The sequence below is a fragment of the Micromonospora sp. NPDC049107 genome (assembly GCF_040648595.1).
GTDB lineage: Bacteria > Actinomycetota > Actinomycetes > Mycobacteriales > Micromonosporaceae > Micromonospora.
Genome location: NZ_JBEZEC010000016.1, coordinates 1 through 13,998, shown reverse-complemented (window position 1 = coordinate 13,998; position 13,998 = coordinate 1). Strand labels below are relative to the sequence as shown.

General features: G+C 72.1%; 17 protein-coding genes. 8 read left to right on the top strand and 9 right to left on the bottom strand.

Annotated features, from left to right (window positions below):
* Positions 1-2: 2 nt before the first annotated feature.
* Both AB0B55_RS30495 and AB0B55_RS30490 read right to left on the bottom strand, forming a co-directional pair.
* Complete coding sequence (locus tag AB0B55_RS30495; RefSeq protein ID WP_007076395.1) at positions 3-263, bottom strand: hypothetical protein; 261 nt, start codon at positions 261-263, stop codon at positions 3-5.
* Positions 264-415: 152 nt separating this feature from the next.
* Entirely contained in the window at positions 416-796 is a 381-nt protein-coding gene (locus AB0B55_RS30490) for a hypothetical protein (RefSeq protein ID WP_357122099.1), read from the bottom strand.
* A 138-nt stretch (positions 797-934) separates the two neighbouring features.
* Here AB0B55_RS30490 and AB0B55_RS30485 point away from each other — a divergent pair, with 138 nt between their 5' ends.
* Genes AB0B55_RS30485 through AB0B55_RS30475 form a run of 3 tightly spaced genes read left to right on the top strand, consistent with a single transcriptional unit; the run spans position 935 to position 4,013 of the window.
* Complete coding sequence (locus AB0B55_RS30485) at positions 935-3,493, top strand: ATP-dependent Clp protease ATP-binding subunit (RefSeq protein WP_357122102.1); 2,559 nt, start codon at positions 935-937, stop codon at positions 3,491-3,493.
* Positions 3,490-3,663, top strand: coding sequence for a hypothetical protein (locus tag AB0B55_RS30480; RefSeq protein ID WP_357122105.1), 174 nt, complete (start codon positions 3,490-3,492; stop codon positions 3,661-3,663). Before AB0B55_RS30485 ends, AB0B55_RS30480 begins: the two co-directional genes overlap by 4 nt.
* Positions 3,663-4,013 carry a DUF3140 domain-containing protein gene (locus AB0B55_RS30475; RefSeq protein ID WP_234582023.1) on the top strand — a complete coding sequence of 117 codons (351 nt, stop codon included), beginning with the start codon at positions 3,663-3,665 and terminating at the stop codon, positions 4,011-4,013. Before AB0B55_RS30480 ends, AB0B55_RS30475 begins: the two co-directional genes overlap by 1 nt.
* Positions 4,014-4,068: 55 nt before the next feature.
* On the opposite strand, the gene AB0B55_RS30470 is transcribed toward AB0B55_RS30475, so the two are convergent.
* Positions 4,069-4,314 (bottom strand): hypothetical protein, encoded by a 246-nt coding sequence (locus tag AB0B55_RS30470; protein ID WP_266241928.1) that lies wholly within the window; start codon positions 4,312-4,314, stop codon positions 4,069-4,071.
* A 61-nt stretch (positions 4,315-4,375) separates the two neighbouring features.
* The gene (locus tag AB0B55_RS30465) at positions 4,376-5,092 is read right to left on the bottom strand and encodes a TetR/AcrR family transcriptional regulator (protein WP_357122109.1); all 717 of its coding nucleotides are present in this window, start codon (positions 5,090-5,092) and stop codon (positions 4,376-4,378) included.
* Positions 5,093-5,116: 24 nt separating this feature from the next.
* Between AB0B55_RS30465 and AB0B55_RS30460 the strand changes: the two genes are divergently transcribed.
* Complete coding sequence (locus tag AB0B55_RS30460; RefSeq protein WP_357122112.1) at positions 5,117-6,244, top strand: NAD(P)/FAD-dependent oxidoreductase; 1,128 nt, start codon at positions 5,117-5,119, stop codon at positions 6,242-6,244.
* A 4-nt stretch (positions 6,245-6,248) separates the two neighbouring features.
* On the opposite strand, the gene AB0B55_RS30455 is transcribed toward AB0B55_RS30460, so the two are convergent.
* Together AB0B55_RS30455 and AB0B55_RS30450 are read right to left on the bottom strand one after the other, a co-directional pair.
* Positions 6,249-7,220 (bottom strand): LysR family transcriptional regulator, encoded by a 972-nt coding sequence (locus AB0B55_RS30455; RefSeq protein ID WP_357122115.1) that lies wholly within the window; start codon positions 7,218-7,220, stop codon positions 6,249-6,251.
* Between the two features lie 88 nt (positions 7,221-7,308).
* Complete coding sequence (locus tag AB0B55_RS30450; RefSeq protein ID WP_357175458.1) at positions 7,309-7,917, bottom strand: hemerythrin domain-containing protein; 609 nt, start codon at positions 7,915-7,917, stop codon at positions 7,309-7,311.
* 173 nt (positions 7,918-8,090) lie between these two features.
* On the opposite strand from AB0B55_RS30450, the gene AB0B55_RS30445 reads away from it, so the two are divergent.
* Both AB0B55_RS30445 and AB0B55_RS30440 read left to right on the top strand, forming a co-directional pair.
* Entirely contained in the window at positions 8,091-9,419 is a 1,329-nt protein-coding gene (locus tag AB0B55_RS30445; protein ID WP_357175455.1) for a M20/M25/M40 family metallo-hydrolase, read from the top strand.
* 42 nt (positions 9,420-9,461) lie between these two features.
* Positions 9,462-10,124, top strand: coding sequence for a hypothetical protein (locus tag AB0B55_RS30440; RefSeq protein WP_357122124.1), 663 nt, complete (start codon positions 9,462-9,464; stop codon positions 10,122-10,124).
* Positions 10,125-10,208: 84 nt separating this feature from the next.
* Here AB0B55_RS30440 and AB0B55_RS30435 read toward each other — a convergent pair whose 3' ends face one another.
* Together AB0B55_RS30435 and AB0B55_RS30430 are read right to left on the bottom strand one after the other, a co-directional pair.
* Entirely contained in the window at positions 10,209-10,400 is a 192-nt protein-coding gene (locus tag AB0B55_RS30435) for a DUF5703 family protein (protein ID WP_039906151.1), read from the bottom strand.
* A gap of 100 nt (positions 10,401-10,500) precedes the next feature.
* Entirely contained in the window at positions 10,501-11,472 is a 972-nt protein-coding gene (locus tag AB0B55_RS30430) for an aldo/keto reductase (protein WP_357122127.1), read from the bottom strand.
* 187 nt (positions 11,473-11,659) lie between these two features.
* On the opposite strand from AB0B55_RS30430, the gene AB0B55_RS30425 reads away from it, so the two are divergent.
* Both AB0B55_RS30425 and AB0B55_RS30420 read left to right on the top strand, forming a co-directional pair.
* Complete coding sequence (locus AB0B55_RS30425) at positions 11,660-12,712, top strand: LLM class F420-dependent oxidoreductase (protein ID WP_355052458.1); 1,053 nt, start codon at positions 11,660-11,662, stop codon at positions 12,710-12,712.
* Positions 12,709-13,545 carry an undecaprenyl-diphosphate phosphatase gene (locus AB0B55_RS30420; RefSeq protein ID WP_357122133.1) on the top strand — a complete coding sequence of 279 codons (837 nt, stop codon included), beginning with the start codon at positions 12,709-12,711 and terminating at the stop codon, positions 13,543-13,545. Before AB0B55_RS30425 ends, AB0B55_RS30420 begins: the two co-directional genes overlap by 4 nt.
* Before the next feature lie 63 nt (positions 13,546-13,608).
* Here the strand turns inward: AB0B55_RS30420 and AB0B55_RS30415 are convergent.
* Positions 13,609-13,998, bottom strand: a 390-nt coding sequence (locus tag AB0B55_RS30415; protein WP_357175451.1) for a hypothetical protein, incomplete at its 5' end; no start/stop codon positions are given.

Here is a 13,998-nt window from a genome sequence, read left to right as displayed (position 1 = left end):
GCCTACAGGGTGGAGACGTAGAGCTGGGCCTGCTCCACCGCGACCAGTGTCGCGGCGAGACACTCCTCCAGCTCCTGGCTGGCCTGTGTCAGCGAGGCCTGGGCCGCCTCGACCGTCTCGTGCCCGCTGCCCTCCAGCGCGCCGGCCAGGGTTTGTTGCGCCTCGGCCAGCTTCTCACCCGCCGCCTGGACGGCTGTCTGCCCGTCACCGATCTGTTGGAGGGCGACATCGATGGCAGCCTTCAGCTCGGCGACGCTCGCCACGGCGGAACCTCCTGGGGGCGGGGAGATCTCCATTAGAGCCTATCGCCATCCCCGGGAGAACATCCGCCCTGGCGGTGTTGATGCCCGCCTGACCGTTAAACCCCGTGAAGTGCCGGGAGTCCGTTCTGCGGGAGTCCCAGTGCGAGAACCTTTCAGTTTTCGCGGAGCCAGCGGGGGCCGTACACCTCCGCGCCCAGGGCGGTGACCCGCTCGCGTAGCTCCCGGTCGGCGGTGACCACCAGCCGGCGGCGCTGCGGGGCCGCCCGCACCAGCTCGACCACCGTGTCGTCACCCGAGCCGGGGGCGGAGACCACACGCACCTCGTCGATGCCGGGCACGTCCCGCGCCGCGCCCTCGACCACGAGCACCACGTCGACCGGTGCCGTCAACCGGGCGGGCAGCCCCTCGGCGGCCACCGGCGCGAGGGCGTCCCGCAGCCGGGCGGCAGCCCCGGCCCGGTCCCGCCACCACCCGTTGGGGCGGGAGCCCACCACGTTGGCACCGTCCACGATCAGCAGCGGGTTCTCCGTCATGCCGCCAGCCTGCCACCACCCGACCGAACCGGCCGGACGCCACTCCACGGCGAGGTGCGCCAACGCCTGCGGCGTTTGTCGCGCCGGGTGCCGGGTAGCCCCTGCCGACCGTGCCGCGCCCGACTGCGGAGGAGAGACATGATGGGACCCGGTGATCTCGGCTCCGACCCGTGGGACGAATTCCTGGCCCGGTACTTCGGCCGGGGTGAGGGAGGACGCCGACCGCCGCACCGGGTCGACATCACCCGACTGATGACCGCCGACGCGCGGGAGATGCTGGCCGACGCGGCCCGTCGCGCCGCCCAGCGGCAGAGCAGCGACCTGGACACCGACCACCTGCTCTGGGCGGCGCTGCAACGCGAACCGCTGCGCGACCTGGTCCGCCGGGCCGGCGCCGACCCGGACACCCTGCTCAACGCGCTCGGCGGCAAGGGCGACGGCGCGCCGCGCGGCGAGGTGCCACCGAACCTGTCGCTGACCCCGGCGGCCAAGCGGGCGCTGCTCGACGCCCACCAGCTGTCCCGGGCGATGGGCGCGAACTACATCGGCCCCGAGCACATCCTGATGGCCCTGCCGCTCAACCCCGAGTCGCCCGCCGGACGGATGCTGGCCGCCGGACGGATCCAACCAGAGTCGTTGCAGGCCGCCAACGCCGAACGCGGCCCGATGAACGGCCCGAAGCCGGACCGGGGTACGCCCACCCTCGACCAGTACGGTCAGGACCTCACCGACCTGGCCCGCAACGACCAGATCGACCCGGTGATCGGCCGGGCCGACGAGATCGAGCAGGCCGTGGAGATCCTGTCCCGGCGGACCAAGAACAACCCGGTGCTGATCGGCGAGGCAGGTGTCGGCAAGACCGCCATCGTCGAGGGGTTGGCGGAGCGGATCTGCGACGGGGACGTCCCGCAGACCCTGCTCGGCAAGCGGGTCGTGCAACTCGACCTCGCCGGCCTGGTCGCCGGCACCCGCTACCGGGGTGACTTCGAGGAACGCCTCAAGAAGGTCATCGACGAGATCCGGGCGCACCGGGACGAGCTGATCATCTTCCTGGACGAGATCCACACCCTGGTCGGCGCGGGTGGCGCCGGCAGTGAGGGCGGGATGGACGCGTCCAACATGCTCAAGCCCGCCCTGGCGCGGGGTGAGCTGCGGGTGATCGGCGCGACCACGCTGGACGAGTACCGCAAGAGCATCGAGAAGGACGCCGCGCTGGCTCGGCGTTTCCAGCCCGTGTTGGTGCCCGAGCCGAGCATCGACGACACCATCGCGATCCTGCGCGGGCTGCGGGACCGGTACGAGGCGCACCACCAGGTGCGCTTCACCGACGAGGCGCTGGTCACCGCCGCCGAGTTGTCCGACCGGTACGTCACCGACCGGTTCCTGCCGGACAAGGCCATCGACCTCATCGACCAGGCCGGCGCGCGCGTGCGGCTGCGCACCCGTACCCCGGCCTCCGACGTACGGGAGCTGGAGCAGGAGCTCGACGACGTACGCCGCGACAAGGAGCAGGCTGTCACCGACGAGCAGTACGAGCGCGCCTCGGCGCTGCGCGACCGGATCGCCGAGCTGGAGGCGGAGATCCGGCGCGCCAACGGCGAGGATGGTCCGTCGTCCTCGCAGGTGCCCGAGGTGGGTCCACAGGAGATCGCCGAGGTCGTCTCCCGGGCCACCGGCATCCCGGTCAGCCAGCTCACCGAGGAGGAACGGGACCGGCTGCTGCGCCTGGAGGGTCACCTGCACGAGAAGGTGGTCGGCCAGGACGACGCGGTCACCGCGGTGGCCGAGGCGGTCCGCCGCTCCCGGGCCGGGCTGGCCGACCCGGAGCGTCCGATGGGCAGTTTCCTGTTCCTCGGCCCCACCGGCGTCGGCAAGACCGAGCTGGCCCGAGCCCTGGCCGAGGCGCTGTTCGGCGAGGCGGACCGCATGGTCCGGGTGGACATGAGCGAGTTCCAGGAGCGGCACACGGTGAGCCGGCTGGTCGGCGCCCCACCCGGGTACGTCGGCTACGAGGAGGCCGGCCAGCTCACCGAGGCGGTACGGCGCCGCCCGTACGCGGTGGTGCTGCTCGACGAGATCGAGAAGGCGCACCCGGACGTGTTCAACATCCTGCTCCAGGTGCTCGACGACGGGCGGCTCACCGACAGCCAGGGCCGTACGGTGAACTTCAAGAACACCGTCCTGATCATGACGAGCAACCTCGGCTCCGAGCTGATCACCGGCACCCAGCGTGCCGTCGGCTTCGGCACCGGCGCGCCCGGCAGCGAGCAGGAGAACGACGAGCTGCGCGAGCGGCTGATGCGTCGCCTCCAGGAGAACTTCCGCCCCGAGTTCCTCAACCGCATCGACGAGATCATCATCTTCCGCCGGCTCGAGGCCGAGCAGTTGCGCGACATCACCGCGCTGCTGCTCGAGGACACCCGCCGCCGGATGCACGCCCAGGACATCCAGGTGGAGGTCACCACCGCCGGGGTGGACTGGCTCGCCGAGCACGGCTACCAGCCGGAGTTCGGCGCCCGTCCGCTGCGCCGGGTGATCCAGCGCGAGGTGGACAACCACCTGTCCCGGATGCTGCTGGAATCGGCGATTTCACCCGGCCAGAAGGTCGTCGTGGACGCCCGCGACGGGCAACTCACCTTCGACGTGACCGCGGGCGAGCGGGGCTACACCGCCGCCACGACAACACACCCACGATGAGCGGGCCGGCGGGACGCGAGGACCACGACGAGCCGCACGAGGACGCGGACGAGCACCCCGACCCGATCCTGGCGCCCCCGACCGCCAATCCACGCCGGACGCGGGTACCAGCCGAGGGCCTGCACCCCAAGACCGACCAGGACGACCCGGAGACGCGAGAGGAGACGTGATGGTACGCGACACGCGGCTCGACCCCGAGGTGGAAGTGCTCTGGGAGGACTTCCACGCCGAGGTCAACGTCCCGTCGGAGCAGCTGCGCACCTGGCTGTTGACCAGGGGATCGGGCGAGGAGTCGTTCAGCCCGAACCCGGACCTGGATCTGCCCCAGCCGGGGCGGGAGATCCTCAAGGTGCTCAACAAGCGCAAGGTCGACCTCACGCCGGAGGACATCGAGGTGATGCGCGAGGCGGTGGAGCGGATCCGCGAGCTGATGGACGCCAAGCCCCGGCGCGGCAACGCCGACGACGAGTGGCGGCACTCGCTGCTCGACCTCGGGCACGATCCGCTCGTGGAACGCTGAGCGCGGCCGTACGTGACGGCGCCGACCCGGTTCGGGTCGGCGCCGTCGTCGTGCCCTACTGGCCCTGATCGGGCTCCAGGCTGCCGATGGTCAGCCCCGCCGCGTCGGCGGCGGCGTCGCGCTCGCCCCGGGTCTGGTCCTCGCGGGTGAGCAGGTTGGCGTACTCGGTGACGTCGGCCGGGTCGGGCACCTCCGGGAGCCGGCGCAGGAACGCCTCCACCTGGCGGGTGGCGGCGGTGTGCGCGGCGGCGGCCTGGCGGAGCAGTTCGCGGTCGTCGGCGGGCGGGTAGAGATCGGTCATGTCCGCCAGATACCCGGACAGCGGCGGTTCGCACCGGCGGTGGCCCTCGTCTCGCCTCGCCTCACCGGCCGGCGATGCCGTCCAGGAGGGTGGTCAGGTTGTGGTCGAAGGTCTCCTCGGCGTCGAGGTGCGCGCCGTCGACGACGAGCCGGGCGATCGTGGGATAGCGGCCCGTGTCGAGCATGCGCGTCAGGTAGGGGCCGAGGCTGGCCTGCCAGGCGCTCAACTCGGTGCCGGTGGACCGGGCGGTACGTCGCTCGGTGACCTCCCGCCGCAGCGCTCCGATGATGAAGGCGTTGAGGGCGCCCAGGGCGCGCTGGAGGTCGTCGACGTCGCGTACGGCGGGGGCCTGGCTGAGCGCCGCGGCGGTCGACTCGCCCACGGTGAGCGCGTGCGGCCCGAGCTGCGGTCGTCCGCCGAGCAGGTCGGAGAACCACTCGTGGTCGAGGGCGGCGGCGCGGGTCCGTCGCACGATGGCCAGCACCGTGGCACGCCACCCGGGGTGCGGGCCACCCTCGGCGATCTCGGCGTAGACGGCGTCGACCATCAGGTCGAGCAGCTCTGACCGGTTGGTCACGTAGTCGTAGAGGCGCATCGGACCGACGCCGAGTTCCTTGGCGATCCGGCGGACCGACAGGCCGTCGAGGCCGTGCGCGTCGGCGAGCCGGATCGCCGTCTCGGCGATCTTCGCGCGGCTCAGCGGCACCGGCGTCGCCCGCGGGCGGGGCTCGGGCCGTTCCCACACCGGCACCACTTCGCTACCGTACGGTGTATCCACGAAATACAGTGTACGGTAAGGAGCATGGCGATGCGACTGGCGATCGTGGGCGGCGGCCTGGGCGGGCTGACGTTGGCACGGATCCTGCACCTGCACGGCATTGAGGCGGTGGTCCACGAACGCGAGGCGGACCGGGCCGCGCGCTCGCAGGGCGGGATGCTCGACCTGCACCCGGAGTCCGGGCAGCGCGCCCTCGCCGAGGCGGGCCTCGGCGAGGTGTTCCGGTCGTCGGCGCGGCCCGAGGGCGAGGAGCACCGCATCCTCGACCCCGCCGGGCGTACGCTCGTGCACCACACACCGCGCCCCGGCTCATTCGACGGACGCCCGGAGATCGACCGCACCGTCCTGCGTCAGCTTCTGCTGGACGCGCTCCCGTCCGACGCGGTCACCTGGGGTCATCGCCTCGTCGGGGCGACGCCGCGACCCGCCGGCGGTTTCCTGCTGACCTTCGACAGCGGTCGTCGCGTCGAGTGCGACATTCTCGTCGGCGCGGACGGCGCGCGCTCGGTCGTCCGACCGCTGTTGATCGACGCGCCACTGACGTACGTCTCCACCCACGTGGATCTCACCATCGGCGACGCCGACCGTCGCCACCCGGAGCTCGCCGAGATGGTCGGCCCCGGCAACCTGTGGTGCGTCGGCGTCAACCAGATCCTCGCCGCCCAGCGCCTCGGCGACGGCAGCATCCGGGTCGGGATCTCGCTCCGTGCCGAGGGCCGTGACCTGGACGCCTACCGCAGCAAGGATGCGCTACGGGCCCTCTTCGACGGCTGGGACGCGCGCCTGGTCGCCCTCATCGACGCCGGCGACGACGCGCCGACGCCGCGCCGGGTCGAGGCGATGCCGGTCGGCGCGCGCTGGGTCCACCAGCCGGGAGTCACCCTGCTCGGTGACGCCGCGCACCTCATGCCCCCGGTCGGCGAGGGCGCCAACCAGGCCATGCTGGACGCGGCCGAACTCGCCCACGAACTCGTCGCCCACCCCGGCGACCCGGACGCGGCGATCCGGGCGTACGAGGAGGCGATGTTCGCCAGGGTCCAGCCGATCGCCGAGATGTGCGCACGGGTCCAGGCCATGATGCTGTCCCCGACGGCGGCCGACGACCTCGTCCGCTTCTTCACGCGGCGTCCCGCCGAGCCCGTCGGGCAGTAGGCCCTCACGCCGCGCTGGGCTGTCGGACGCCGAAGGCCGGGTTGCGTACCAGCCAGTCCAGGTAGGTGGGGTGCGACGCCAGCGAGTCGGTGTACGCCGCCTTCGCCGTGGCCAGCAGCAGCTCCGCGTCGCGGGCGGCGGGCGACTCCGGATGCCACCCCAGCAGCAGTCGCCAGCGCAGCGGGACACCGGCCAACCGCCGGGTCACCAGACCGGCCACCGGCCGGAACGTCGCCTGGCACAGGGCCACCGCGACGCCCGCGTCCACCAGGTCGACGCAGCCGCGGATGTCGGTCTCGTACACCTTGCGCGGGGTGAAGCCGGCGCGCGCGCAGGCGGCGGCGAAACAGTCGCCGAAGCAGCCGTCGCCGGGCGCGGCCACCCACTGCTCGTGGCGCAGGTCGGCCAGGCGCACCTCGTCCCGGTCGGCGAGCGGGTGGCTCGCCGGCAGCAGGACCAGCACCGGGTCGACGGCCACCTCCCGCCATCGCAACCCGAACTCGGCCGACGGGGTGGCGTCGCCGCAGACGCCGGTGAGGGCGAAGTCCAACCGTCCGCCGGCCACCAACTGCGCCAGCTCGTCCACCGACCACGAGGCGTACGTGGTGATCTGGGCCGGCGGCTCCTCGGCGGCGAGGCGGTGCACCAGCCGGCCCAGGATCGGGCTGTTCACGCCGCCGAGCCGGTAGCAGCGTGACACCTCGGCGGCGCCGGCCAGCCGCGCCGCCTCGTCCTGTAGGCCCTTCATGGCCGGCAGCAGCACCCGGGCCCGGGCGAGCACCAGCTCACCGAGCGCGGTGGGGCGGGCGCCGCGCCGGTCCCGGTCGAACAGCGGCCCGCCCAGCGTCCGTTCGATCCGCTGGAGCTGGGCGGTCAGCGCCGGCTGGGCGAGCCCGAGGGTCGACGCCGCCTTGGTCACACTCCCTGTCTCGGCGATCGCGCAGACCACCCGCAGGTGTCGCAGCTCCAGGTTCATACGGTGACGGTAGGACCACGTCGCAGCCTGCGGAAGGGGCCAAGTGGATCGGTGACATTGAATGCATTCTTTGGTGCGGCCCGCGCGTTCAGTCGCGCGGCGGCTCCGGCAGGTCCTTCAGGTACGTCGGCCGCCGAGTCACCGCGTCGCGGAGCTTGTCCACCACGCCCACCGCCGGCTCGACGATGCGGTTCCACGGCGGCGTGGCCGGAGTGCCCGGGTGCGGCCGGGTCGGAGCGGCCTCCTCGGCGATCTCCAACCGGTTGCCCAGCCGGATCAGCTCCTCCGACGTCGCCACCGCGCGCAGCTCGGTGACGAGCGTGCCCACCCCGTCGACGTGGCGGCGGACCCGCTCGGCGACCTCGGTCACGGTCTCGTCGTTCAGCACCTTGAGGGCGGCCAGCAACGCCGCGTCACCGTCGATCTCCGCGTCCACCCGGGCGGCCTCGGCCGGCAGCGCCGCCCGCACCGCTGGCAGCAGGTACTGCTCCTCGGCGGAGATGTGCCGCGACAGCGCGGCGGTGAGCACCGCGAGGGCCTCGTTCGGCGTGGCGTCCGGGCCGCTGAGCTGGTCCACCAGGGTCAGCAACTGCCGGTGCTCGCGGTCCACGATGTCGGCGACGCTACGGCCGCCGGGCCGGTAACCCTCGTCGGGGGCGGGCGTGGGCGGCAACGGGGGCAGGGGAACGGCGGACATGATGCCCTCCTCGACTGGCGGGCGGAAGCTCCGGCAGGGGTTGTGCGGTCGTGGGCGGCGGTACCCGAACGCGGCCGCCGCGAAACCGCCGCCCGATTCGTCGACCTGGATGCCCGGCCGCCTCCCCTCGGTGCGCCGGCCCGCCGGTAACTCGGGGCTGGTATGAAGGGGCGATGACGAGCGACGCCGCCTCCGCCCGACCGGACCCCACCGCGGAGGTCGTGGACCTCTGCCGCGACCTGCTGCGCATCGACACCACGAACACCGGTGACAACGACACCAGCGTCGGCGAACGCCGCGCGGCCGAGTACGTGGCGGAGAAGCTCGCCGAGGTGGGCATCGAATCGGTCCTGCACGAGTCCGCGCCCGGCCGGGCGAACGTGGTGGCCCGCATCCCCGGCGCCGACCCGAGCCGGGAGGCCCTGCTGGTGCACGGCCACCTGGACGTGGTGCCCGCCGACGCCGACGAGTGGTCGGTGCACCCGTTCTCCGGCGAGCAGCGCGACGGCTACCTGTGGGGTCGCGGCGCCATCGACATGAAGGACTTCGACGCGATGGTGCTCGCCGTGGTGCGGCACTGGCAGCGCACCGGCGTCCGGCCCCCGCGCGACATCGTCCTCGCGTACACCGCCGACGAGGAGGCGGGCAGCGACTACGGCGCGCGCTTCCTGGTCGAGAACCACCGCGACCTCTTCGACGGCTGCACCGAGGCGATCGGCGAGGTCGGCGGGTTCTCCTACTCGGTCAACGACAGCCAGCGCCTCTACCTCATCGAGACCGCCGAGAAGGGCATCGACTGGCTGCGGCTGCACGCCAAGGGTCGACCCGGGCACGGGTCGATGGTGCACGACGACAACGCGGTCACCGCCCTCGCCGAGGCGGTGGCCCGCATCGGCGGGCACCGCTTCCCGGTGGTGGTGACCGACACCGTACGGGCGTTCCTGACCGAGGTCTCCGACCTGCTCGGCATCGAGCTGGACCCGGAGGACCCGGAGGTCGCCATCGCCAAGCTCGGCCCGATCGCCAACATCATCGGGGCGACCATCCGTAACACCGCCAACCCGACCCGGTTGAGCGCCGGCTACAAGGACAACGTCATCCCGGGCCGCGCCACCGCCACCATCGACTGCCGCAGCCTCCCCGGCCAGTCCGAGCTGCTCGAGCGGCAGTTGCGCGAGCTGGTCGGCCCGGACATCGACATCGAGTACATCCAGCGGCAGCCCGCGTTGGAGACCACCTTCGACGGCGACCTCGTCGAGGCGATGTCGGCGGCGCTGCGCGCCGAGGACCCGGGGGCGCGGCCGGTGCCGTACATGCTCTCCGGCGGCACCGACGCGAAGGCGTTCTCGACGCTCGGCATCCGCTGCTTCGGGTTCGCGCCGCTGCGGCTGCCCGCCGACCTGAACTTCTCCGCGTTGTTCCACGGCATCGACGAGCGCGTTCCGGTCGACGGACTACAGTTCGGCGTGCGGGTTCTCGACCGGTTCCTCCGCACCTGCTAGCAGTGTCCGCGTTACCTCCCCATCGTGAAGGGACTGCCCCACATGACCGACCAGCACGGTGAGCTGGACGCCGCACTCGAGCGGGTGATCGAAGCGGCCCGCCACCACCTGGCCGCCGTACGCGCCGCGCAGGGCCGCGTCGACGACGACGACGTCTGGCAGGCGTACGTGGCGTTGAACAACGCCTCCTTCGCCTACGACGAGCAGCTCCTCGACGCCTTCGGTGAGGTCACGCCGTGGGACGTTGACTCGATCGACCCGGACGAGGCCGACGAGCGCTTCGGCGGCGACGGTGTCGAGGCCAGCGACCCGCACCCCCGCGTGATCTCGGTGCGCCAACGCCGCGACTACCGGGTGCCGAGCATCTCCGCGCTGCTGCGGGCGGCCGAGGCGGCCCGCCGCGAGGGCACCCCCGAGGACGACGAGCCGGCGCCGGTGGAGGGCGTCGGTGAGGCGGTGCTGGAGCTGCTGCAGAGCGGCGACGGCTCGCTCGGCGCACTCGACGTCCCGGAGCTGGAACCGCTCGACGGGGTGGTGATGGTCAGCGAGGTGGGCACCCCGGTCGACCTGGAGTCGTTCGACGACGACGACGCGGTCGGCCCGTTCCAGCCGGCCGCCGACGACCGGCTCGTCGGTCGTCTCGACGAGCACCCGTTCCTGGAACTCGACGACGACGACCACGACCACGCCGGGCACCAGCACTAGTTTGTGGCGGGCCGTACGACGCCCGGGGCCCGACCGTACGCGGTTCGGGTCCCGGGCGTTTCGTCGCGGTGCCCCGGCCCGGTGTCAGTACGACAGTCCCGGCTGCGGCTGGTTGACCCGCCGACGCCGCAACATGACCTGCCGCGTGCCGTCCCGGAACAGCCGTACCCGGGCCAACTCCCATCCGGAGAACTCCGCCTGGATCGCCAACTGCGCCGCTGCGGTCAACCGGTCGACGTTCGGCGGCAGCCGCAGCGGCGCGTACTCGTAGTCCATGCCACCCATGCTGCCCAGCCCGGCGGCAGTCCGCCACCCCCTGGAGGGTGACCGACGCCGCTGCGGTGCCTGGTTCGTGCCGTCCTCGGGCCGTCTCGGGTCACCCGTCGCGTTCGGGGTAGCCGACCGGCACCCCGGAGACGTCCTCCAACGCGGTGGTGATCTCCTCGGGCAGCGTGATGCGCTCGACCTGCAACGCGCCGAGCAGTTGCCCGACCGTCCGGGCGCCCAGGATCGGCGCGGTCACCCCGGGCCGGTCCCGGATCCAGGCCAGCGCCACCTCCAGCGGCGAGACCCCCAGCCCACCGGCCGCGGTCGCCACCGCCTCCACGATGCTGGAGCAGCGCGGCTCCAGGTAGGTGGAGACGAACCGCTCGAAGTGCGGGGAGGCGGCCCGGGAGTCCGCCGGACGCCCATGCCGGTACTTGCCGGTGAGTACCCCCCGACCCAGCGGCGACCAGGGCAGCACGCCGAGGCCCAGCGCGTCAGCGGCCGGCAGGACCTCCCGTTCCACCCCCCGCTCCAGCAGCGAGTACTCCACCTGGGTGGCGACCACCGGCGCCCGGCCCGGCCAGGCCGTCTGCCAGGCGGCGGCCCGCGCGGTCTGCCAGCCGGAGAAGTTCGACACCCCCACGTAACGGACCTTTCCGCTGGCCACCGCGTGGTCCAGCGCCGCGAGCGTCTCCTCCAGGGGGGTGTCCGGGTCGTATCCGTGCACCTGGAACAGGTCGACGTGGTCGGTGCCGAGCCGACGCAGCGACGCCTCCAGGGTGCGCAGCAGGTGACCCCGGGAGCCGTCGCGCCGCCGGGCGCTGCCCGGACGCAACCCCGCCTTCGTGGCGATCAGCAGCTCTTCGCGTGGGACGAGGGTGCCCAGCAGCGACCCGATCACCGACTCGGCGTCGCCGTCGCCGTACACGTCGGCGGTGTCGATCAGGTTGCCGCCCGCGTCCAGGAAACTCTTGAGCTGGGCGGCCGCATCGTCGGCGTCGGTGTCCCGGCCCCAGGTCATGGTGCCGAGCGCGAGCCGCGAAACCGCCAGCCCGCTTCGGCCGAGCGGTCGCTGTTGCATGGGTGAACCTTATTTCGAACCCGCCGCCACGGATATCCTCGCTCCCGTCATCTCTGCCGGTTCTGCCGGTTCCGCCTCCGGAAGGCACCGCGACGGACGGGGGATCATTGGCGGTGAGCCGGTGATCGGGTCCGTTTTCGGCATTGCGTAACCTGATGCGACCTGTGCCACGGATGGGGGAGGACCAGTGCGACTCGGGCTCAGCCTCGGATACCAGACAGCGTGGAGTACGCCGGCCGACCACCTGGCGCTGGCCCAGGAGGCGGACCGCCTCGGCTACTCGGTGGTGTGGGCGGCGGAGGCGTACGGCTCCGACTCGCCCAGCATGCTCGCCTGGATGGCCGGCCAGACGCAACGGATCGACGTGGGCTCGGCGGTGATGCAGATCCCCGCCCGTACACCGGCCGCCACCGCGATGACGGCCGCCACCATCGACGCCCTGTCCGGCGGCCGGTTCCGGCTCGGCCTCGGCGTCTCCGGCCCGCAGGTCTCCGAGGGCTGGCACGGCGTGCGGTTCGCCAAGCCCCTGGGCCGTACCCGCGAGTTCGTCGACATCGTCAAGCTGGCCATCGCCCGCAAGGAGGTGGCGTACGACGGTGAGCACTACACGCTGCCGCTGCCCGACGGCCCCGGCAAGGCGCTGCGGCTGAGCTTCCACCCGCCCCGCGAGCACATCCCGATCTACCTGGCCGCGGTCGGTCCGAAGAACCTGGAGCTGGCCGGCGAGATCGCCGACGGCTGGCTCGCCGTGTTCTACGCCCCGGAGTTCGCCGACGAGCACCTCGCCGCCGTCTCCGCCGGCCGGGCCAAGGCCGGCAAGGAACTGGCCGGTTTCGACGTGGTGCCGTCCGTGCCGGTCGTCGTCGGCGACGACGTCGCCTCCTGCGCCGAGCTGGTCCGCTGGTACGCCGCGCTCTACGTCGGCGGGATGGGCAGCCGGCAGCAGAACTTCTACAACCAGCTCGCCACCCGGATGGGCTACGGCGACGCCGCCCGCGAGGTCCAGGACCTCTACCTGGCCAAGCGCCAGCGCGACGCCGCCGCCGCCGTACCCATGGAGTTCATCGACCGTACGTCGCTGCTCGGCCCGAAGGAGCGCATCGCCGAGAGGATGCGCGAGTACGCCGCCTCCGGTGTCACCACGCTGTCGGTGACCCTGTTCGTGGCCGACCGGGACAGCGGTGTGCAGACCCTGCGGACCGTCGCCGAGGCTCTCGAGCTCTCGGGAGTCGGCGAGTGACCTGGGTTGAGGCCATCGTCCTGGGCATCGTCCAGGGGCTGACCGAGTTCCTGCCGGTCAGCTCGTCGGGGCATCTGCGGATCACCTCGGCGATCTTCTTCGACCGCGACGCGGGCGCGTCGTTCACCGCGGTCACCCAGCTCGGCACCGAGGCCGCCGTGCTGATCTACTTCGCGAAGGACATCTGGCGGATCACCCGTACCTGGCTGGTCGGGCTCAGGGACAAATCCGTGCGTTCGAGCCTCGACTACCGGATGGGCTGGTACGTGATCGTCGGCTCGATCCCCATCGGGCTGTTCGGGTTCCTCTTCAAGGACCAGATCAAGACGGCCGGGCGCAACCTCTGGGTGGTGTCGACCACGCTGATCGTGTTCGCGTTCGTGCTGGCCTTCGCCGAGTACTGGGGTCGGCAGACGCGCACGCTGGAGAACTTCCGGATGAAGGACGGCGTCGTGATGGGCTTCGCCCAGGCGATGGCGCTGGTCCCCGGCGTGTCCCGCTCCGGGGGGACGCTCACCGCCGGCCTGCTGCTCAACCTGACCCGGGAGGCGGCGGCGCGCTACTCGTTCCTGCTGGCCATCCCGGCGGTGGTGATGTCCGGGGTGTTCAGCCTCGGGGACGTCTTCGAACCGTCCGCCCCGGGAACGTCCGTGCCCACGGTGGCCCAGACGATCGTGGCCACCCTCATCGCCTTCGGCATCGGGTACGCGGCGATCGCCTGGCTGCTGCGCTACGTCGCCCACCACACCCTGTACGTCTTCGTCCTGTACCGGGTCGCGCTGGGCACCCTGGTTCTCGCTCTTCTGCTCACCGGCACGATCAGCGCCACCTGACCGCACGCACCGAAGAATCGGCGATGGCCGGCACCCGTTGTCGGGGTGCCGGCCATCTGCGTCTTAGCTGTTCCAGTTGTGGGCGACCAGGTCGGTGGCCTGCTGCTCCCACTGCGCGTAGGCGTCGGGGTAGGCGGAGACCTGTACGGTCTGGGCGGCGTCGGTCAGCGGCATGTCCTGCCAGCCGTCGACCTGCTTGAGGCCCTTGAGGAACGCGGTGGTGGAGTACTCCGGGTCGGTGATCTGCTCCGGCGTGCCCCAACCGCTCGACGGGCGCTGCTGGAACAGGCCGAGGGAGTCGTGGTCGTTCATGTCGCCGAGGTGACCCAGGTTTTCCAGCTTCGACTCCTGCAGGCTCGTGGCGATGGAGATGACCGCGGCCCGTTCGGGCAGGCCGGCCTTCTTGGTGGCGGCGATGATGGCCTTGGCGTTGGCGGTCTGCTCGCCGTTGAG

Bases quoted from the DNA above. Each gene is read 5' to 3' on its own strand.
- AB0B55_RS30490 (WP_357122099.1), bottom strand. From the start codon at position 796: ATGACGGAGAACCCGCTGCTGATCGTGGACGGTGCCAACGTGGTGGGC.
- AB0B55_RS30485 (WP_357122102.1), top strand. From the start codon at position 935: ATGATGGGACCCGGTGATCTCGGCTCCGACCCGTGGGACGAATTCCTG.
- AB0B55_RS30480 (WP_357122105.1), top strand. From the start codon at position 3,490: ATGAGCGGGCCGGCGGGACGCGAGGACCACGACGAGCCGCACGAGGAC.
- AB0B55_RS30475 (WP_234582023.1), top strand. From the start codon at position 3,663: ATGGTACGCGACACGCGGCTCGACCCCGAGGTGGAAGTGCTCTGGGAG.
- AB0B55_RS30470 (WP_266241928.1), bottom strand. From the start codon at position 4,314: ATGACCGATCTCTACCCGCCCGCCGACGACCGCGAACTGCTCCGCCAG.
- AB0B55_RS30460 (WP_357122112.1), top strand. From the start codon at position 5,117: ATGGCGATGCGACTGGCGATCGTGGGCGGCGGCCTGGGCGGGCTGACG.
- AB0B55_RS30455 (WP_357122115.1), bottom strand. From the start codon at position 7,220: ATGAACCTGGAGCTGCGACACCTGCGGGTGGTCTGCGCGATCGCCGAG.
- AB0B55_RS30450 (WP_357175458.1), bottom strand. From the start codon at position 7,917: ATGTCCGCCGTTCCCCTGCCCCCGTTGCCGCCCACGCCCGCCCCCGAC.
- AB0B55_RS30445 (WP_357175455.1), top strand. From the start codon at position 8,091: ATGACGAGCGACGCCGCCTCCGCCCGACCGGACCCCACCGCGGAGGTC.
- AB0B55_RS30440 (WP_357122124.1), top strand. From the start codon at position 9,462: ATGACCGACCAGCACGGTGAGCTGGACGCCGCACTCGAGCGGGTGATC.
- AB0B55_RS30435 (WP_039906151.1), bottom strand. From the start codon at position 10,400: ATGGACTACGAGTACGCGCCGCTGCGGCTGCCGCCGAACGTCGACCGG.
- AB0B55_RS30430 (WP_357122127.1), bottom strand. From the start codon at position 11,472: ATGCAACAGCGACCGCTCGGCCGAAGCGGGCTGGCGGTTTCGCGGCTC.